Origin of the sequence: Nostoc sp. FACHB-888, from assembly GCF_014696655.1 — a bacterium.
Classification (GTDB): Bacteria; Cyanobacteriota; Cyanobacteriia; order Cyanobacteriales; family Nostocaceae; genus Nostoc.
The window spans coordinates 1-19,688 of record NZ_JACJQM010000069.1; the positions used below are offsets into that span (position 1 = coordinate 1).

The 19,688-nt window shown below is 45.0% G+C and carries 15 protein-coding genes, 3 pseudogenes and 1 riboswitch; of the genes and pseudogenes, 9 read left to right on the top strand and 9 right to left on the bottom strand.

Annotated features, from left to right (window positions below; all coding sequences use genetic code 11):
* Positions 1-148 precede the first annotated feature (148 nt).
* Positions 149-774, bottom strand: a pseudogene (locus H6G26_RS27615) (IS630 family transposase); the annotation flags it as partial.
* A gap of 393 nt (positions 775-1,167) precedes the next feature.
* On the opposite strand from H6G26_RS27615, the gene H6G26_RS27620 reads away from it, so the two are divergent.
* Positions 1,168-1,554 carry a DUF2795 domain-containing protein gene (locus H6G26_RS27620; protein ID WP_190733206.1) on the top strand — a complete coding sequence of 129 codons (387 nt, stop codon included), beginning with the start codon at positions 1,168-1,170 and terminating at the stop codon, positions 1,552-1,554.
* A 239-nt stretch (positions 1,555-1,793) separates the two neighbouring features.
* Positions 1,794-2,009 (top strand): hypothetical protein, encoded by a 216-nt coding sequence (locus H6G26_RS27625; protein WP_242053905.1) that lies wholly within the window; start codon positions 1,794-1,796, stop codon positions 2,007-2,009.
* Here H6G26_RS27625 and H6G26_RS27630 read toward each other — a convergent pair.
* Positions 2,004-2,191, bottom strand: a pseudogene (locus H6G26_RS27630) (IS630 family transposase); the annotation flags it as partial. The gene H6G26_RS27625 and the pseudogene H6G26_RS27630 overlap by 6 nt on opposite strands.
* On the opposite strand from H6G26_RS27630, the pseudogene H6G26_RS27635 reads away from it, so the two are divergent.
* Positions 2,190-2,360 (top strand): annotated as a pseudogene (locus H6G26_RS27635) (disulfide bond formation protein DsbA); the annotation flags it as partial. The pseudogenes H6G26_RS27630 and H6G26_RS27635 sit on opposite strands and share 2 nt — an antisense overlap.
* A gap of 342 nt (positions 2,361-2,702) precedes the next feature.
* Here H6G26_RS27635 and H6G26_RS27640 read toward each other — a convergent pair.
* From H6G26_RS27640 to H6G26_RS27650, 3 genes are all read right to left on the bottom strand, one after another.
* Complete coding sequence (locus H6G26_RS27640; protein WP_190733208.1) at positions 2,703-3,473, bottom strand: ABC transporter ATP-binding protein; 771 nt, start codon at positions 3,471-3,473, stop codon at positions 2,703-2,705.
* Between the two features lie 39 nt (positions 3,474-3,512).
* On the bottom strand, positions 3,513-4,310 hold the full coding sequence (locus H6G26_RS27645; protein ID WP_242053906.1) for an ABC transporter permease: 798 nt from the start codon (positions 4,308-4,310) through the stop codon (positions 3,513-3,515).
* Positions 4,311-4,417: 107 nt separating this feature from the next.
* Positions 4,418-5,476 (bottom strand): ABC transporter substrate-binding protein, encoded by a 1,059-nt coding sequence (locus tag H6G26_RS27650; RefSeq protein ID WP_190733241.1) that lies wholly within the window; start codon positions 5,474-5,476, stop codon positions 4,418-4,420.
* A 715-nt stretch (positions 5,477-6,191) separates the two neighbouring features.
* Positions 6,192-6,300: riboswitch (guanidine-I (ykkC/yxkD leader) on the top strand.
* A gap of 126 nt (positions 6,301-6,426) precedes the next feature.
* Between H6G26_RS27650 and H6G26_RS27655 the strand changes: the two genes are divergently transcribed.
* The 5 genes from H6G26_RS27655 (at position 6,427) to H6G26_RS41845 (ending at position 13,702) form a co-directional block, all read left to right on the top strand.
* Complete coding sequence (locus H6G26_RS27655; RefSeq protein WP_190733212.1) at positions 6,427-7,185, top strand: urea amidolyase associated protein UAAP1; 759 nt, start codon at positions 6,427-6,429, stop codon at positions 7,183-7,185.
* A 66-nt stretch (positions 7,186-7,251) separates the two neighbouring features.
* Positions 7,252-7,893 (top strand): urea amidolyase associated protein UAAP2, encoded by a 642-nt coding sequence (locus tag H6G26_RS27660; protein WP_100897531.1) that lies wholly within the window; start codon positions 7,252-7,254, stop codon positions 7,891-7,893.
* Positions 7,894-8,313: 420 nt separating this feature from the next.
* Positions 8,314-11,916 (top strand): urea carboxylase, encoded by a 3,603-nt coding sequence (gene uca / locus H6G26_RS27665; RefSeq protein ID WP_190733215.1) that lies wholly within the window; start codon positions 8,314-8,316, stop codon positions 11,914-11,916.
* A complete protein-coding gene (atzF, locus tag H6G26_RS27670) occupies positions 11,913-13,298 on the top strand; it encodes an allophanate hydrolase (RefSeq protein WP_199327114.1) in 1,386 nt (461 codons plus the stop codon). Before uca ends, atzF begins: the two co-directional genes overlap by 4 nt.
* Positions 13,295-13,702 carry a hypothetical protein gene (locus tag H6G26_RS41845; RefSeq protein WP_199327115.1) on the top strand — a complete coding sequence of 136 codons (408 nt, stop codon included), beginning with the start codon at positions 13,295-13,297 and terminating at the stop codon, positions 13,700-13,702. Before atzF ends, H6G26_RS41845 begins: the two co-directional genes overlap by 4 nt.
* A gap of 193 nt (positions 13,703-13,895) precedes the next feature.
* Here the strand turns inward: H6G26_RS41845 and H6G26_RS27675 are convergent, their stop codons facing one another.
* Entirely contained in the window at positions 13,896-14,576 is a 681-nt protein-coding gene (locus tag H6G26_RS27675) for a hypothetical protein (RefSeq protein WP_190733217.1), read from the bottom strand.
* A gap of 320 nt (positions 14,577-14,896) precedes the next feature.
* On the opposite strand from H6G26_RS27675, the gene H6G26_RS27680 reads away from it, so the two are divergent.
* On the top strand, positions 14,897-15,247 hold the full coding sequence (locus tag H6G26_RS27680; protein ID WP_190733219.1) for a hypothetical protein: 351 nt from the start codon (positions 14,897-14,899) through the stop codon (positions 15,245-15,247).
* Between the two features lie 276 nt (positions 15,248-15,523).
* On the opposite strand, the gene xylB is transcribed toward H6G26_RS27680, so the two are convergent.
* The 3 genes from xylB to ugpC form a co-directional block, all read right to left on the bottom strand.
* On the bottom strand, positions 15,524-16,969 hold the full coding sequence (gene xylB / locus H6G26_RS27685; RefSeq protein WP_190733221.1) for a xylulokinase: 1,446 nt from the start codon (positions 16,967-16,969) through the stop codon (positions 15,524-15,526).
* 93 nt (positions 16,970-17,062) lie between these two features.
* Positions 17,063-18,568, bottom strand: coding sequence for a mannitol dehydrogenase family protein (locus tag H6G26_RS27690; RefSeq protein WP_190733223.1), 1,506 nt, complete (start codon positions 18,566-18,568; stop codon positions 17,063-17,065).
* Positions 18,568-19,677 carry a sn-glycerol-3-phosphate ABC transporter ATP-binding protein UgpC gene (gene ugpC / locus H6G26_RS27695; RefSeq protein WP_190733225.1) on the bottom strand — a complete coding sequence of 370 codons (1,110 nt, stop codon included), beginning with the start codon at positions 19,675-19,677 and terminating at the stop codon, positions 18,568-18,570. The genes H6G26_RS27690 and ugpC overlap by 1 nt, the downstream gene beginning before the upstream one ends.
* Positions 19,678-19,688: the final 11 nt, after the last annotated feature.

The following is a 19,688-nucleotide window of genomic DNA, read 5'->3' on the forward strand; positions in this document are numbered from 1 at the left end:
GAACCTATCCCACTATTCTAAAAATCCCTACTCCTTTTCGTAAAATGTGCTTGAAAACCTTAATTTTTCGTTTTCAGTTCTCAATAAGCTTAAGCTTTGTAGCACAAATATTATTAGTGGGATAGGTTCAAGTAACTTACCAAAAAGAATAGTCAACTGCCCCGTAGTATGTCTGTTTATCTCGTTCGTTAATAACTCTCACTGCAATTTCTTGATCAGTTTTTCCCCAAACGTATCCGGTTAAGTCTCCCCAGAGTAGATGACACTCATCTATTAAGAATACTCTTAGTCTTCCTGATTCTATTTCCTCTCTGTTGCTTGCCAACAATGATTCAATCTGTTTTTTTTTGCGGCAACAGCTTCAATGTCCGCCTTTGGATTCAAGGCAGTGGTTTTCTTCCAACTAATTCCTGCCGCGTCAAACAAATCGTAATAGCTTCGTTTTGATTCGTAGATCACATCATATTCAAATGCTAATTTGTACTCCAGTTCACCCAGTTCCCAAATATCCTTAGCTTGCAACCAACTTAATACTTCTTCCCTCTGTTCATCGCTCAAGTAACTCTTTCTCCCTTGATAATTTAAGCGTAGTCCTGAAATTCCATATTCCTTATAGGCGTTCTTCCAGCTTGTTATCGAACCAACAGACACATCTAAAATTGTTTGAATTTCCTCATACTTGTAGCCTTGATAAACCAGTTTAACTGCTAAAGCTTTTCTAACTTCACGGGCATCTGGGCGATTATCTATAAATTCTTGTAGTTCTGCGATGGCTACGCCCGCCGCAGGCATCGCTGCTTCTATATACTGGTTTATCATTGTTCGCTCTTAGACAGATATCTCCCTCCGTATTATCTCGCAACCTTTTTCAGAAATCAAATATGATTCCTATATATGCCCTCAAATTGGCGTACTGGCTATTTTATCTTGAAAAAGATTAAATACAAATTTAAAACCCACACTCTACTGCTAAAGTGCGGATTTTAAAATATATGCTAGCGAATTTCATTAAAATAATATTAAGTGAATACGGTCTTGCATTCTACTATCCATAGAAATATAATAAACAAGTTTTGATAAAGACGACTTCCACTCATATGCTAAATATTACCTTAGAGGGATAAACCTTCTACAGTATCTGCCTCACCCTAGAGATAGGACACCGTTATGGCTAAACTGAATCCAGTGCAGCTACAAAAAAATTTGAACCAAGTTAACTATCCCCTTAGCAAGAAAAGCTTGGTTAAGTATGCTGAAGAAAAAGGTATTGACGAGAAAATCCTGCGAGTTTTGAAGAAGTTGCCTTCAAAACAATATGAAACCCTGGCTGATGTGATCAAATTAGTTGATGAAATATTCATTACTAAAATCAGTCCGGCACAATTAGAGAAAAACCTGATTGCAGTTAACTATCCACTCAGCAAAAAAGACTTAGTTAAGTATGCTGAAAAAAAAGGTGTTGATGAGAAAGTCCTGCGAGCCTTGAAATGGTTGCCTTGTAAACAGTATGAAACATTAGCTGATGTAGACAATGCAATTAATCAATATGCCTAAAGGGAAGGGAAGGTCAATTAACTAACTAAACATAAGTAAATAGGCATGGAAAAACCAAACTATGTGAAAATGAGTAAATTCAGAGACATTTTTTGGCATGATGCAATCCAGGCTGCTCTATAGAATCCTTACTTACTTTTTTAGTAATAAATCTTTTTACCCACCTCTCACGGGTTTTTTATGTTTTTTTATGTCTATTTTTCAAAAATATACCTTTTTCTTAGTCTAACATAAAGGAAATGAGCCGATTGCAAATTCGTGAAGATGACCTGACAGGTAAAAATGTTGCTGACCTTCTGAGAGAACATCTCGAAAACATGCATGAGATTACCCCACCCGAAAGCGTTCATGCTCTTGATGTAGAGGCATTGCGTTCGCCTGATATTACTTTTTGGACGGCTTGGGATGGCGAAGAAGTGCTTGGATGCGGGGCATTGAAAGAACTAGGAATTTAGCTTTGTGGTTTTCTTCCAACTGATAGAAGCTGCATCGAATAAATCATAGTAACTTTGTTTGGACTCATAAACGACGTTATATTCACTCGTGTAGTTTATACTCCAGTTCCCCAAGCTCCCAATTGTACGAGAGTTTGTAGCCAACTCAACACTTCTTCTCGCTGTTCGTGACTCAGGTGAGCAGCTGAAGCGGCTGGTGTGCAAGGACAGTTTTGGCAGATGCACAACACTTTGTTTGACTATCAACAAGAGTTAGGAAACAGTTATCTTGTGGAGTATGCCAATAATTTAAGGCTAAATATTCCCCAATTTCTGCAAGATATTTCCAATCAAGTACATATAGCTCGCATTCGCTGCCCCTCAACATCCAGAACTGGGCGACGGCTACAAGGCTGCACTGATCAACTTTGGATATCTTGCCAATGCCGTTCTGTCCACAAACGAGGTTGTAGAAGCAATGCACTAACGTCAAACTCAAAAGAAGCGGATTCAATTTCCGATTCACATTCTTCATTTTGATGCAAGTTGACGACACAATAATTCATCAATCATTTAGAGGATTATTTCCATGACTGTTCATAGCTTATTGACTCCGGAAAATTCCACTGTCATTTTTATTGATCATCAGCCGCAAATGACCTTTGGCGTGGCGAATATCGATGGCCAGACGTTGATTAATAACCATTTTTTATCTTATGCTGCTACGGCTTCCTTGCCATGTTGCCGTAGCAGATCCATCAGTTCATCTCGATAGTCGTGGAAGGTGGAATGACGCTTGATCATGGGGCTACGCTCCGGCAGATTGATGGTCATCACCTTGCGTATTGTGCCAGGACAAGCACCCAAGGCATAGATGCGGTTGGACAGGAAAACGGCTTCCTCGACATCGTGGGTGATCATGAAAATTGTAATGTTGGTGCGCTGCCAGAGGTCAAGTATAAATTCATGCATCGATTCTTTAGTGTGGATATCAAGCGCACCAAACGGCTCATCCATGAGCAACACTTTAGGTTCAGACGCAAGGGCGCGGGCGATCGCAACACGCTGCTTCATCCCACCCGATAGCTCCTTGGGCAGCAAACCGCTAAAGCGTGACAAGCCAACGATGCTGAGAAAGTAGCTTGCCTGTTCGCGCCGCTCTTTTTTAGGGACGCCTTGCAGCTTGAGTCCAAACTCGGTATTTTCTTGCACGTTCATCCAGGGATAGAGCGTATAGTCTTGAAACACCATGCCACGATCAGGTCCTGGGCCAGTGATGTGCTTGCCATCAATGCGTACTTCTCCCGATGTCGGGCTATCGAGTCCAGCAATTTGGCGGAGTAGCGTGGATTTGCCGGAACCGGAGGCACCAACCGCGCAAATAAATTCGCCCTGCTCGATTACCATGTTAATATCTTTGAGAACTACGAGCGTACCGGATTGAGTCGGAAAGTGTTTGTTGAGCTTATTGACTTGCAAAAACATTGGTTTAGCCTCTCTAGGTTAAATGTTCTATCGAGTTGTTTATCGCTGCTGACTTGTCCATTTGCAGGTGACGCGAAGCAGATACTGAAACAACAAATCAAATGTCAATCCGATTACGCCAATTACAATTAGTCCAACAAAGATTTCATCGGTTCGTAAAAATCGACCAGCAACGCTGATACGTCTTCCTAATCCTTCGTTTGCGGCAATTAGTTCTGACACAATCACAAGCTGCCAAGCGGCAGCTAAGTTGATCCGGCAGGCATCCAAAATGCCGGGAAGAACGTGCGGTAAAATCACCTGAGTTAGTGTTGCCCAGCGATCGCCACCCAGCATATAGGTTGCTTCAATCAACTCTTTAGGCACAAACTTTACAGTATCCATCACCATCAGCGTATTGAAGAAAAACACGCCGATGAAAATCAGCATAATTTTCGGTTCTTCACCAATACCCAAGTAGAGAATCAGCAGTGGAATAAAGGCCGGTGCAGGCATATAGCGCATTAGACCAAACAGCGGCTCTAATAAAGCGCGAATGCTGGGAAAACTCCCCATCAAAATTCCGACCGGAATTGAGAAGCTTGCTGCTAACAAAAAACCAACAGCAACCCGCCAAAGACTAGCTACAGTATCTTTCAGCAGTTCGCGTGTCATCCACAAGTGCCCTGCTGCTTCTGCAACTCTTGCTGGCGTTGGCAAAAACTTTGGATCGATGTTGCCGAAGCTGGTTACTGCCCACCAGAGCAACAGTGGCAGGGCAATCGAAGTAATGGTTAATACTGTATAAAGGGGCTTAGGGATATCTTCGACCAGCCGCCAAAAAACCGTAGACTTCATGGTTTTTGGTTTGGTGAATGGTTGGAGCGAGCGAGGCGGAGTGCTGTGGCTCATCGTTTAAATTTGGGGTGAGGGATTGAGGCAGACAATAAATACCGATGCTAGTTCTATCCAGGCTTCGCTCGCTTTTGCATATAGGCTTTGACGAAGCGATCGTCAAATAAAAATGTTGTATTCGGTTTGTTTTGCGCCAACCCCACATCAATCAGAAATTGGCTCATTTGCTCAGTAGCATACAGTAAAGAAGCCATGTTGTTGCCAGGCTGAAACGCTTTCAGATTTTCTTCCACTGTGAAAAGGCGCGTACCATCGGCATATTGTTTGTATTCCTCAACTGGCACACCTGCCCGTTTTGACATGATGATGTAGGCACGATCCTGGTTTTCCCGGATGTAATCGAGCGTGGCAAACCAAGAATCAACAAGTGCCTGAATTTCTTCGGGATGTTCATCCAAAAATTTACGCGACACGACGAGGTGATCAGAAATTGCACCCGGAAAGTCTTTAGAACTGAACAATTCTTTACTACCCTTTCGCTGCAATGCCTGTGTTGTAAACGGTGCAAAAACGGCAACTGCATCAACTTGACCGGCAGCAAAAGCAGCAGCCGCTTTTCCTGTTTCCAAAGGCACAAACTGAATGTCTTGGGGCTTTAAGCCAGCTTGTTTCATGCCCAGCAACAGTAAAAAGTGATCAACGGTGCCTTCTTCGGCAGCCACTTTTTTACCACGCAAATCTGCAACCCTGTTGATTCCTTCTGCGACGATAACTTTATCATTGCCGGTCGAGTTGTCGTTGACTAGCACCACGACTTGATCTGCGCCCCCTGCTACCGAACTGAGCGTATCACCAAGGGTTTGACTATTGGCATCAATTTGCCCGGCTGCAAGGGTGCTAATGGATTCAAGGTAGCCATCGAACCACTTAAGGTTAACGGTTGTGTTTTTGGTTTTAAAAATTCCTTGCTCTTGAGCAACTTGCCAGGGAAACCAACCCGGCCAAGCACTGAAGCCCAAGTTTATCGTTCTAGCTTTGCTGTTAACGACTGCTGCTGCCTCGGCTTCGGTGGTAGTTTTAATATATACTGCTGGGTTTGTGCAGCTTACAGCTAAAGACATAACAACTAAAAATAACAGGCAAGCTGTGAGGAGCGATCGCTTTTTCATAGGCAAAATAATATTTTTCAATTGCAAATAATAAAGTAAAGGGCAATAAACTTGAATTGATATAACAAAGCCCGGAAAGAATCATTCAGCATTTAATAGCTGAAAACTTCCTCCCGGGCTTTTCCCCCGCCGTGTAATAAACTAGTCAGGCGCTCAAAATTCACAACCAATTAGCTTACCGACTTCTCTTGGACCAGCATTTGTATCTAATCCAGAAACAAGTTCAACACTTGATCCGCTTAACCCAAACCGGAACCCTAGAAGTCTATAAATTTTGCGTTCAATTAAACTTTTAAATTTTCCAGACAATTGCTCATTTAAGAACTTACTATCTAGAACAAGCAGAATACTAAAAACCTGCATTTGTTTTTCTTTTCACCGACAACTTTAACAACGAGCGAATCTCCAAATTGTATTCAATGATACGATAATCAAATAAAAAGTGAGGATTTGTTGATATTTGAATGGTTTTTTCAAAAAAAGCGATCGCTGCCCCAGAGCGATCGCGCCTGCCACTTTATTGCTTTTCAATCGCAGATTCAGATAATTTTTAGCCGCACAAGGCTGTTAAAAAGTAGTTACGGATACAAATTTCTTTGATTACTCCTGCTAAAAAAATAATGAACAAATATTGTGTAAAAATGCTAACCTAAATAGGAAACGCTCTGTTTACAATATTGTAGAAGTTTGGCAAACTCAAATTGCAAACTGAATAAGGATGAGCTTCTAGGGTTCCGATCGCGCCAAGAGTGAGATGACTGGTCCAAGAGAAGCAGCCGACTCTGAGCGAGTCGGTCACACGGCGGGAAAAAAGCCCGGGAGAGCCAGACAGTATGACTGTATTGGTAATCTCCTGGGCTTTGTTATTTGAGTCAGTAGTTTCTTCAATTCCAGAGGTTGAGCCTTTGGTAATTCCTAAACTGATCATCCAACCGTAACAAGAGGATTTTATGGTGCAAGCATCTGTTCTGCCGAATATGGGGGCAATTGATCCGAGCCTAATTTTGCTCAATGAAAAGCTGCCTGGTGGTGCGTATTGGCATTACGTGATCAAACGGGGAAACACCTTGCGTGTGACTGATTTGGAAGGGTCTCACGGTGTTTCGATGATTTGCTACAACGCGGATAGCCCCATCGAGCGGGTTAATGTAGCAGATACCGCCAAGATTCAGTTCAACGCCTTCCTGAAAAAGGGCATGGTAATTTACTCTGACATGGGACGCATTCTGTTCTCCATCACAGAGGATACCTCCGGCTATCACGATCTCATCTGTGGTTGCAGCAATGCTGCTAGCAACGCTGCAAAATATGGCGAAGGCGCTTACAACAAATATGGCGAAAGCGATTACAACAACTCTCGCAACAATTTCCTTAAAGCCTTGGGCAAGCGCGGTTTAACCCGCAAAGACCTAATGCCTAACCTCAATTTATTTAGCCGAGTCGCAGTGCGTCCGAATGGAGATTTGGAATATGTCGCAGGCGAGGAAAAACCGGGCAGCTTTATTGATTTGCGGGCGGAAATGAATGTATTAGTGATTATTTCCAACTGTCCCCATGTATTGCACCCCGATACAGTCTACAAGCCTAAGCCAATTCAACTTACTGTTTGGAAATCGCCTGCACCTGCACCGGACGATCTGTGCCGCACTGCAAACGAACAAGTGATTCGTGGTTTCATTAACACTGATGCGTTGTTTGCTCAGGAGTAGTTGGGTAGGTTAGTTTCCTACAATCTCTGTTTCTTTGCATCTGAAAATAGAAGAGGAGTCCTAATTATGGTCACAACATTACCCATTGAACTCGATCCAGCAACAGCAATTTATGATCAGGAGTTGGCTGCCCGTAAGCCTTGGTCTAGGATAATCAAAAAAGGGCAAATTTTGCGGATTATCGATCTACTAGGCAATCAAGCCATTGATACATTGTTTTACAATGCATACGATACCTCAGAGCGATATAGCGCTCCCGATACCATTGTCCGTCAAGGCAACATTTTCATTACTACAGGCACTCAGTTAATTTCCAACGAAGGAAACGTGATGATGACCGTCATCCAGGATCAGTGTGGCAAACACGATACACTGGGTGGGGCGTGTAGTATGGAAAGCAACTCAGTGCGCTATGGGCTGCACAAGAAGCATCTGCACGCTTGTGTCGAAAATTACTTGCTGGAACTGAGCAAGTATGAGATGAACAAACGTGATCTCGTCAGCAATGTGAACTTCTATATGAATGTTCCCGTCAGCGAAGACGGCACGTTGGAAATTGTCGATGGTATTTCAGAAGCCGGGAAGATCATCGATCTACGGGCAGAGATGGATGTGATGGTGTTGATTTCTAACTGTCCGCAAATCAACAACCCATGCAATGCTTACAATCCTACGCCAGCTAGGTTGATTGTTTGGGACGCAGCTTAATGCTCCCACCCCTTGAAGGGGTGGGATTTTTGTTTCAACCAGAGTTTTGTATTTATTTAACTAGCTCTGAACTCGGAAGTTGAGCCTCTGAACTCGGAAGTTGCACCTCTGAACTCGGAAGTTGAGCCTCTGAACTCGGAAGTTGAGCCTCTGAACTCGGAAGTTGCACCTCTGAACTCGGAAGTTGAGCCTCTGAACTCGGAAGTTGAGCCTCTGAACCCGGAAGTTGAGCCTCTGAACTCGGAAGTTGAGCCTCTGAACTCGGAAGTTAAGCCTCTGAACTCGGAAGTTGCACCTCTGAACTCGGAATTTTCAAAATTCTAAAAGAACAAGGGTGAACCCTAGAGACTATTTCTGCAAAAATGGGATGTTTCCTGTCTTTGTTGGTTGCTGGTTCAGTTGTTGATTGATTTATTGCTCATGTTCAACAAAGTTTTGATTGCCAATCGCGGTGAAATTGCTTGCCGGATTATTCGCACCCTCGATCGCCTCGGTATTGCCTCGGTTGCAGTTTACTCCCAAGCCGATGCCCATGCTGCCCATGTTGCTGCGGCTGGGGAAGCTGTGTGTGTGGGAGAAGCTGCTGCGGCGCAAAGTTATCTTCGCACAGAGGCGATTTTGGCGGCAGCAAAAGCAACTGGTGCTGAGGCGATTCATCCCGGCTATGGCTTTTTGAGCGAGAATGTGGCATTTGCCGAAGCTTGTGCTCAAGCAGGAATTGTGTTTATTGGCCCCACACCCGATCAACTGCGGCGATTTGGACTCAAACATGAAGCAAGAGCGATCGCACAAGCTGCTGGAGTGCCACTCGTCCCCGGTAGTTTGTTGCTAGACAATTTGCAACAGGTTAAACAGGCGGCGGCGGAAATTGGTTATCCTGTGATGATCAAAAGTACCGCAGGGGGTGGCGGCATTGGAATGCAGTTGTGCCGGAGTGAAGACACTTTGGCAGACTTGTTGGAAAATGTGCAACGTTTAAGCCGTAATAACTTTAGCCAAAGTGGAGTATTTTTAGAAAAATACATTGAACGGGCGCGGCACATTGAAGTGCAAATCTTTGGTGATGGTGGAGGGAACGTGGTTGCCCTCGGTGAACGCGATTGTTCAACGCAACGGCGCAATCAAAAAGTCATTGAAGAAGCCCCTGCACCAAATATTAATGATAGTTTGCGGCAGCGTTTGTATGAGTCTGCCGTTAAACTCGGTCAGGAAATTCGCTATCAATCGGCGGGTACGGTTGAGTTTATCTACGATGTGGATACCCAACAGTTCTACTTCTTAGAGGTGAATACCCGCCTACAGGTGGAACATGGCGTAACAGAAGCGATTACAGGTGTGGATTTAGTAGAGTGGATGGTGCGCCAAGCGGCGGGTGAGTCGCTGGAGTTGGCATCCTACCAGTACCAACCGCAAGGACATTCGATTCAGGTGCGGGTGTATGCCGAAGATCCGAATAAAAATTTTCAACCGAGTTCTGGTGAGTTAACTCAAGTGCAGTTTGCGGATGGGATTCGCTGTGATAGCTGGATTGCCACTGGCACAAAAGTTTCGCCGTTTTACGATCCCTTGTTGGCGAAGATAATTGTACATGGTGAGTCTAGAGAAGATGCGATCGCTACTCTCCAAACTGCCCTAGCCCAATCTCGCATCGACGGCATTGAAACCAACTTGGAATACCTGCGCCAAATTATTGCCGATTCGACGTTTATTCAGGGCAATATTACTACGAAATTTACTAATAGCTTTACCTATCGCCCGAATACAATTGATGTGCTAGTCGCAGGCACGATGACCACCATTCAAGATTATCCTGGACGAGTGGGCTACTGGAATGTCGGTGTACCGCCCTCTGGCCCAATGGATTCTTTAGCATTTCGGTTGGGCAACCGGATTTTAGGCAATCCAGAAGCGGCAGCCGGGTTAGAGTGTACACTATCTGGCCCCGCTTTGCGCTTCAATTGCGACACGGTGATCTGCCTCACGGGAGCGCAGATGAAAGCTACCCTAGATAAACAGCCGATTCCTTATTGGACAGCAATTCCGGTAAAAGCAGGGAGTACGCTACGGCTGGGTAACATTCAGGGCAATGGTTTCCGCACATATATCAGCGTGCAAGGCGGGTTTGATGTACCCGATTATTTGGGCAGTAAAGCAACTTTTACTCTGGGTGGGTTTGGTGGACATTGCGGCAGAGCCTTACAGGTGGGCGATGTCCTGAAATTGTATCCCTGTACGTCCCAACCGCAGCCCATTTCCCCGGAATTGATTCCCACCTACTCAAATCATTGGGAAATTGGAGTTTTGTATGGCCCTCACGGTGCGCCGGATTTCTTCACGGATGAAGACATCGAGACTTTTTTCAGTACTCATTGGGAAGTGCATTACAACTCGGCGCGAACCGGAATTCGGTTGATTGGGCCAAAACCAACCTGGGCGCGGCAAGATGGGGGTGAAGCAGGGCTACATCCTTCTAATATTCACGACAATGCCTATGCCATTGGTACAATCGATTTCACCGGAGATATGCCGATTATCCTGGGTTTGGATGGGCCGAGTTTGGGGGGTTTTGTGTGTCCTGCGACGATCGTTGCAGCACAACTTTGGAAAATTGGGCAACTCAAACCGGGGAACACGGTTCAATTCCGTCGCCTCACCTTTGACCAAGCATTGCACCAAGAATTGCAGTCGGATCGGCAAATCCAAACGCTGCAAGTGGGAGAATCGATGGCGATGGCTCTGGTGGCTGACGGTTCTGAATATCAGGCAATTGTGGCAGAAATTCCCGCAACTGATGACCAAATTGCCGTTACCTACCGTCAAGCGAGTGATAAATACTTGCTGATTGAATACGGAGATTTAGTGCTGGATTTGAAGTTGCGTTTCCGGGTGCATGAGTTAATGACTCATCTGCAAACGAACCCAATTGATGGAGTTTGGGAATTAACACCAGGAATGCGATCGCTACAAATTCACTACGATAGCCGCATCATTTCGCAATCAAATTTAGTTACCGCATTACAAAACATCGAATCTCATCTCCCGGATATTACTAATCTAGAAGTGCCAACCCGAATTGTACATCTGCCGTTATCCTGGGATGATGAATCTACTCAACTAGCCATTGAAAAATATATGCAGTCGGTGCGAAAAGATGCACCGTGGTGTCCTAGCAATATTGAATTTATTCGGCGGATTAATGGACTGGGCAGTATCGCAGAGGTTAAAGAAATTCTTTTTAATGCGAGTTACTTGGTGATGGGCTTAGGGGATGTTTATCTCGGTGCGCCAGTGGCAGTCCCGCTCGATCCGCGTCATCGCCTCGTTACCACAAAATACAATCCAGCCCGTACCTGGACTCCTGAGAATGCAGTCGGCATCGGTGGTGCATATCTCTGCGTTTATGGCATGGAGGGACCAGGTGGCTATCAGTTTGTCGGACGCACCGTGCAGATGTGGAATCGCTACAAACAAACCGCAGATTTTACAGATGGCAAACCCTGGCTGTTACGATTTTTCGATCAAATTCGGTTTTATCCAGTTGATCACGAAGAGCTAATGCGCCACCGAGAGGATTTTATTGAAGGCAAGTTCAAACTAAAAGTTGAAGAAACCACGTTTAAATTTGGCGACTATCAACAGTTTTTGCAGGAAATTGCCCAAGAGGTGACGACATGCCAAACGCGTCAGCGAATTGCCTTTCGAGAAGAACGCGATCGCTGGACAGCTACAGCCCAAGATGAAAGCACAATCGTCGCAGCCGATCTCCCACCAGCAGTAGCAACGACTATTCCCGATGATTGCTACGCTCTGAGCGCTCCAACAACAGCAAATGTCTGGCAGGTGTTAATCAAACCAGGCGATCGCATTACGGAAGACACGAGTGTAATTGTGCTGGAAGCAATGAAGCAGGAAATGACCCTGCTGCCAGATGATCCAGGAACGGTGGTAGAAGTGCTCTGCGAACCGGGGCAACTCGTCACCGCCGGACAGGTATTAGCGATTATCCGAGGAGAAGCACCATGACGGACTCGATCAGCCTAGATATTGCATCGCTGCTTAAAGCTTATCGAACCTCTCAATTGCAACCAACCCAAGTAATTGAGGAAGTTTATCGCCGGATTGCTGCACGGGGAAACGATGCTGTTTGGATTCATTTAATACCACAAGCACAGGCGATCGCTCAAGCTCAAGTTCTCGCTGGCAGAAATTTAGATGAGTTGCCCCTGTACGGTATCCCCTTCGCCGTGAAAGATAACATCGATGTGGCGAAAATGCCCACGACTGCTGCCTGTCCAGCCTACAGCTACATCCCAGAAAAAACGGCAACGGTAGTTGATCGCTTGCTCCAAGCCGGGGCAATTTTGATCGGCAAAACCAATCTCGATCAGTTTGCCACGGGGTTAGTTGGGATGCGATCGCCTTATGGAGCCTGTAGCAGTGTTTTCCATGATGATTATATTTCCGGTGGCTCTAGTTCTGGTTCCGCCGTGGCAGTTGCGGCGGGGTTAGTAAGCTTTTCTTTAGGCACTGATACAGCAGGTTCTGGGCGAGTTCCAGCAGCATTTAATAATATTATTGGACTCAAGCCTACCAGAGGTGTATTAAGTACTTCCGGCGTAGTGCCTGCCTGTCGTTCTCTCGACTGCGTTTCCATTTTCACATTGAATTGCCAAGATGCAGCAACTGTATGGCAAGTTGCCAGAAGCTTTGATGTCAGCGATTCTTATTCCCGCCAAGTTCCCCCACAAACCGTAACAATTCCCTCATCATTTTCTTTTGGAGTACCGAAAGCAGATCAATTGCAGTTTTTCGGTGATGCAGCAGCAGCAGATTTATATGAGCAAGGATTAAAACGGTTAGAGGCGATCGGCGGGAATCTTGTAGAAATCGATTTTCAGCCCTTCCACCAAGCTGCTAATTTGCTCTACTCTGGTGCCTGGGTAGCAGAACGACTTGCCGCCATCCAATCGTTCTTTGAAACTCAAGCTGATGCTATTCATCCGGTTGTCCGTCAAATCATTAGCAATGGTTTACGCTACACAGCAGTAGATACTTTCAAGAGTTTTTACGCTTTAGAAGCACTTAAGCAGCAAGCTTCACAACAATGGCAAAAAGTCAATATTCTGGTGTTACCTACCACAGGAACTATCTACACCAAAGCAGAAGTAGAAGCCGATCCGATCGCCCTCAACACTAACCTAGGCTACTATACCAATTTTGTAAACTTGATGGACTTGTGCGCGATCGCCCTTCCCTCTGGCTTCCGTACCAATGGTTTGCCTACTGGCATCACCTTAATAGGGCAAGCATTTCAAGATGTAGCACTGTGTAAATTGGGCGATCGCTATCACCATCACATGGGCGGAACCTGTGGCAAAATAACTTCTGGGAGGATTTCTGCATGACAACTGTATCCACCAATATGATTACTCTTGCTGTTGTTGGCGCTCATCTCACCGGGCAGCCCTTAAACTATCAACTGCAAGAACGCCATGCCACCTTACTAAAAACCTGCCAAACCGCCCCTAGCTATCGTTTTTACGCCCTTGCCAATACCCAACCTGCCAAACCTGGATTAGTAAAAGTTCTCGATGGTTCTGGGGTAGGCATTGAAGTAGAAGTTTGGCAACTGAGCGCAAAAGACTTTGGTACTTTTGTTGCCGCAGTACCCCCACCCTTAGTGATTGGCACCTTAGACCTGGAAGACGGTTCCTCAGTCAAAGGATTTTTGTGTGAATCCTATGTGATTCCCGATGCACAAGATATTTCCCAGTATGGCGGGTGGCGCAATTATCTTGCTAGTGGTTAGTCAAGCTAAAAATTGTGAGTTTGAGGGAAAATAGAGAGCCTATTCACTAGACCTCTTGCAGAAATATTTTATGGTATGTTAAAGGGTTTGCCAGTACCTATTTTGAGAGAATATGCAATCAATCATTTGCTTTGAATATGATGGGCTTACGTCCCGCCATAGGTAATCGCGCAACAGGTTTGAGAGGTCGCAGCTAGATGTAACCAACTGGGCATTTTGTAGATGTTATCGTCACAATCTGGCATGATCGCTCATATAAAAATACGCCCACATCGGCTACCAAACAAATTAGTATTGTATAAAATATGCCCAAACCATAGGCAGCCGATACAATCACATTCGGATCGCGCCAACCCAACAGCATCGCGATCGCAAAATAACCAATCACAGTCACTTGCGAGATAAAATGCGATCGCCAATGCACAGGTATTAATATAGCTTGAATCGCATAAAATAAAATCCACATCTCGCCATCAAAACTAGCTTGTCCTCGCAATGTGGCGATGATTTGAGATGGCATCAGCACTAATCCACTCAACAGCAGAAACATTCGTTCTGGAAACTTCTGGAATACATTATATTTTGCTAATAACAAGCCAATACCAACACTTGTAATTTGAGTAACTACCACTTCTAAATATTGGCGCATCCGGTTGGGATCAAATATCAGTTTTGGATCACCTAAAGCATTCAAGCTAGGAATTGTAATGGTGAGATGAAAAATCGTTACCATTACCAAAACAATCAGAATAATCCAAGCGAGTAAACGAATGCGACCAGGGAGAAATTGCTGTCGCCATGCCAAAAATTCTGACGGAACAATTACAGTATTAGGTTGAATTTTGCTTATAATCTGATTAATTAATCGGAGCATAAATTTTTAATTGGTAACGATATTGATATGCTTTTCATTATTAATTAACACCCGATTTTAATCTTTAAATTAAAAATATTAGCTCAATGCTCTAAAATGGAAATATTTTTACAGCATTTCCGTCTCCGCTTTGTTTTTTCCGATTTAATCCTAATTTATGTAGATTATATTGGGAGGAACCTATCCCACTAATAATATTTGTGCTACAAAGCTTAAGCTTATTGAGAACTGAAAACGAAAAATTAAGGTTTTCAAGCACATTTTACGAAAAGGAGTAGGGATTTTTAGAATAGTGGGATAGGTTCATTGGGAGGTAACTTATGTTTGAGCAAAAATTTCTACGCCTAGATGGGTTTACAAAAGCAGAACGGATTGGGATGACTGCTCGTGTAAGTGAAGCGATTAACCAAGCAGGAGCTTGGATTACGGATTTTCACTTATACTCGAACATCTTAATCTGCATTAACTTTGAAGTACCAAGCACCAAATTGGAAAAATTGGCTGTATTTCTCCAAGAAACAGGTTTGCATTTAAGTCAAGAGAGCTTGGAACAACTCATACCTGCTAATGACTCGACACTGACATACAAAGAGCTAGTAGGAACATTGCAAATTACATTTGTACATAACGAACCCGATTTGCTTCGAGAAGTCCCTGCTGTTCCGGGATAAGAGCCAAGATGAACCTATTTAAAATATAGAATCTTCAAACTTTATCCACTTTCCCCAAATTGGCTAATAGGTGATTTCACTCCACAGATTCATCCAATCGGGTGAGCTAATCGAGTGAATCAATCGTGGGAAGCTTTATTCCACCTAATATATGCATATAATGCCTATTTATCCTCTTAGTAAACTCGCTTCTTTTTTTGACTGATGTTAAACAGCCCCATCTTAAGAATTTATTCTGTAAATGCCTTTTAGTGTTACGGCCTTGAGGCATAACTCCTATGAGATTTTTTTAAGTTGTGGATAAAGAGATTGATATCGCATCCAAGCATCTTCTAAGGCTGAATCAACTGACAGGGGAGTTGCAGCAAGTGTTGGTGTAGCTGCCAGTTTGCTTGTATCATTAGTATCGGCGTATACGCCAATTCCGATACCCGCCAGTAAAGCAGCACCACGCGCAGATGCAGCAGCAACGGTAGTTGCATAGAGGGGTATTCTCAATACATCAGTTAGTAATTGTTTCCAAGGCATTTCTGCCGTTCCACCACCTGCTAAACGAAGTTCTGTAGCTTTAAAACCTGTTGCCTCAAGTGCCTCAAAACCTTGCCGCAAGGCAAAAGCAACTCCCTCTAAAGCTGCCCGCATCAGGTGCGCCTGTGTATGATGAAGTCCAAGCCCCACCCATGCCCCGCGTGCATAAGGGTCAAGGTGTGGAGTTCGCTCACCGGTGAGGTATGGCAAAAATGTCAACCCTTCACATCCTGGGGGAACAGAAAACGCTTTAGTATAGACTTGCTCCCAACTCAAGCCGAGGATACCTCGTACCCACTCAAGCGCTAACCCCGCATTTTGCATTGCTGCAAGGGTGTACCACTGGTTAGGTACGGCGGCTCTATATAGATGTGTGCGACCATGAGGATCAAGAATTGGTTGGGAGCGAGGTGTAATGATTTGAGCGCCTGTGCCAATGGTTAGTTGAACCAAACCAGGCTCTAGTAGTCCGTTACCAAGTGCCGCCGCTGCCGTATCCGCAGCACCAGCAATAACAGGTAAGCCAACTCTTAAGCCAAGATGCTCTGAAGCACTAGCTGTTAAGTAACCTGCGATCGCACTAGAGGGAATAATTTTCGGCAACCAATCACAACGCAGATTTAGGGCTGAAATTGCATCCCATGCCCAGTTGTCTGACACAATATCGTAAAGCAAAGTACCACTAGCGTCAGATGGTTCGGTTGCGACTTCTCCAGTCAACCGTAACCGTAGCCAATCTTTTGGCTGAAGTGCCCAACGCGCTTGGGCGTACACAGTCGGCTCGTGTTCTTGTAGCCACAGCAAAATTGAGCCAGCCATTCCAGCCGTAATCGGGTTGCCCAATCGCTCTAGAATAGCGACATCGAGCGAATGATAAATGTTTTGCGTAGTACTAGAGCGAGTATCTGCCCAGAGGATAGCAGGACGCAGTGGCTCACCCGACTCCGAAGTTAGGACAACACCATGCATTTGCCCTGAAAGTGCGATCGCTTGTACTTGATCGGCATGATTTCCCACTGCCTTCCTAACAGCCTCGCCAACAGCTGACCACCAATCCCCTGGCTCAGATTCAGCCCATCCAGGATGAGGTGCATGAACAGGATATGAGCTTGACGCTTCACCTATTGCGGTTCCGTCTGTCGCCAGGAGCAATGCCTTAGCAGAGCCTGTTCCTAAATCTATGCCAAGCAGCATGATAGCTAGTCCTCAAATACTTAAAAATTAAGAATCCCAAATTAGATTTGTTGCTTTATCAAGCTACAAATCGCTCATGAAGTTGATAATGCCTTAGTGTGCTTGGGAGAATCGGACTAGTGTTCCTTTAACACCGAACTCATGCAAACTACGCAACTGGTCAGCAACAGCCTCGATAAAACGTGGCGACTCTACTAAATCTCCAAAAATTTCAGATATACTGAGCAATGGTTTGGGGTCTAATTCGCTCAAGCTGGCGCGTTGAATGAGGATATCTGCTAATGGGTCATCGATGGGAATAGGTTGTCCTTGTTTATCATAACTAGTGAGGTATTGACACCAAGCAGCAATCGTTAAACTTAGGTAATCGATGGCACCTCCAAGTTGTAATTTATCGCGGAGCGATCCCAAAACAAACTTAGGAATTTTGGCTGATCCATTCAGGCACAGGCGCGGCAGCTGATCGCGAATTTTGGGATTGGAAAACCGTTCAATTAAAGTTTTTTTATAATCGTCTAAATCAATCCCTGGAACGGGTTGGAGCGTTGGTGTTACCTCGTCCATCAACTTAGCGACGGCTTGCTCAAACAAAGGATCAGCCATGACTTCATAAACGTAGGTATAACCTGCCAGAGAGCCAAGATAGCCAATCAGCAAGTGACTGGCGTTGAGTAGCCGAATTTTCATCATCTCATAGGGATGAACATCGTTAGTCATCTGTACGCCAACGGATTCCCAATCAGGTCTGCCTGCACAAAAGGTATCTTCGATTACCCACTGGATGAAAGGCTCCGTGACACCTGGAAACGCATCATCAATACCAAACTGTTCCGCCACCATTTTGATATCTGCTGGGGTCGTCATTGGAGTAATGCGATCGACCATGCAGTTGGGAAAGGTAACGTATTCGGCAATCCAACGCCCTAACTCTGGATCGCGGATTTGAGCAAATGTTGTTAGCATTTTCCGTACCGTATTACCGTTGCCCTGTATGTTGTCACAAGACAGTACTGTAAAGGGTGCTAACCCCTGTTGACGGCGCTTTTCGAGTGCGGCACTCAAAAAACCGTATGTCCCGATTGGTTGGTCAGGATGGTGCAAATCGTGCTGAATCGTTGGGTGGTTCACATCGAATTCACCACTTCCTTCGATATAGTAGTAGCCGCTTTCAGTGATCGTTAGAGTCACAATTCGGCATTCAGGGTTGGCCATTGCTTCAATAACTGCTTGACGATTGTCTGGTGCAAACAGGTATCGAGTGATGGAACCGATAATTCGAGCGCGATCGCTTTCGGGCGATCGCTCAACTAAGGTATACAAACAATCTTGGGACAGCAGCGCATCCCGCATCCGTCTGTCATAGTCATAGTCCAGCAATCCAACACCACAGATTCCCCAATCACTACCAGGATTTTGATGGAAATAATTATCGAGATAAAGCGCTTGGTGCGATTTATGAAATCCACCAACCCCAATATGCACAATTCCATTAGTAATTTGATGGCGATCGTACTTGGGTACGGGCACGTTTCCAGGTAAATGAGATAGAGATGCTTCATTCAGCTTGATTGTTGAGCCGGTGCTGGTATTGCTGTTCATTATTTATTAACTGTTAAGTGGTGACGGCAAGTTTTTAAAACAGCTTCACCCTGTAAGTCAAACAGATGGCAAAGCTCGCCGCTAATGTGGATAGGAACAAGATCGCGCAACTGGCTGGAATTATCTCCGTCTGTTTGCACTACTAGAGTGTCTCCCCCCTCAATCTTGACATACAGATAGGTTAGTCCACCCAGTCGTTCCACAACTAACACTTCGCCATTCACGCTTGGATTACTGTGATCGAGTCGCAGGTGTTCGGGGCGAATCCCCAATGTAACTTGATCTCCAACCGACAGCTTTCCAGGCTTCACGGGGATTGTGACACTGGCATCACCAGGAAGTTTGACCGTTATACCATCATTGACGGCTGTTACTGTTACCGAAACAAAGTTCATCTTCGGTGAACCAATAAATCCGGCAATAAATAGATTACGGGGATGGTGGTAAAGTTCTAGCGGTGAACCCACTTGTTCGACAATGCCGCCCTGCAACACTACAATTTTGTCAGCAAGTGTCATGGCTTCGACCTGATCGTGTGTCACATAAATCATGGTGGCTTGCAAGCTGTCGTGTAGGCTGGCAAGTTCAATCCGCATTTGCACACGCAAAGCTGCATCCAGGTTTGACAGTGGTTCATCAAATAAAAACACTTTGGGATTGCGAACCAAGGCACGACCGATCGCTACCCGTTGGCGTTGTCCTCCCGATAGTTCTTTCGGCTTGCGGTTTAACAGTGGTTCCAGTTGGAGGACACGAGCGACTTCACGCGCCCTTTCATAACGCTTGGCTTTTGGCATACCTGCAAGGCGGAGGCTAAACGCCATATTCTCTGCTACGGTCATGTGAGGATACAAAGCGTAGGTTTGAAATACCATTGCCAACTCACGTTTATCTGGAGGTACATCATTCACTACCTTTCCATCAATTAGCAACTTGCCGGAGGTAATTTCCTCTAGTCCGGCAATCATGCGGAGCAAGGTTGATTTTCCACAACCAGATGGGCCGACGAATACCACAAATTCGCGATCGCCAACATCAAGATCGATGCCTTTAATCACCTCAGTATCAGCATACCGTTTATGTATATCTCTTAAAGCAACTGTTGACATAGAATTTTCTG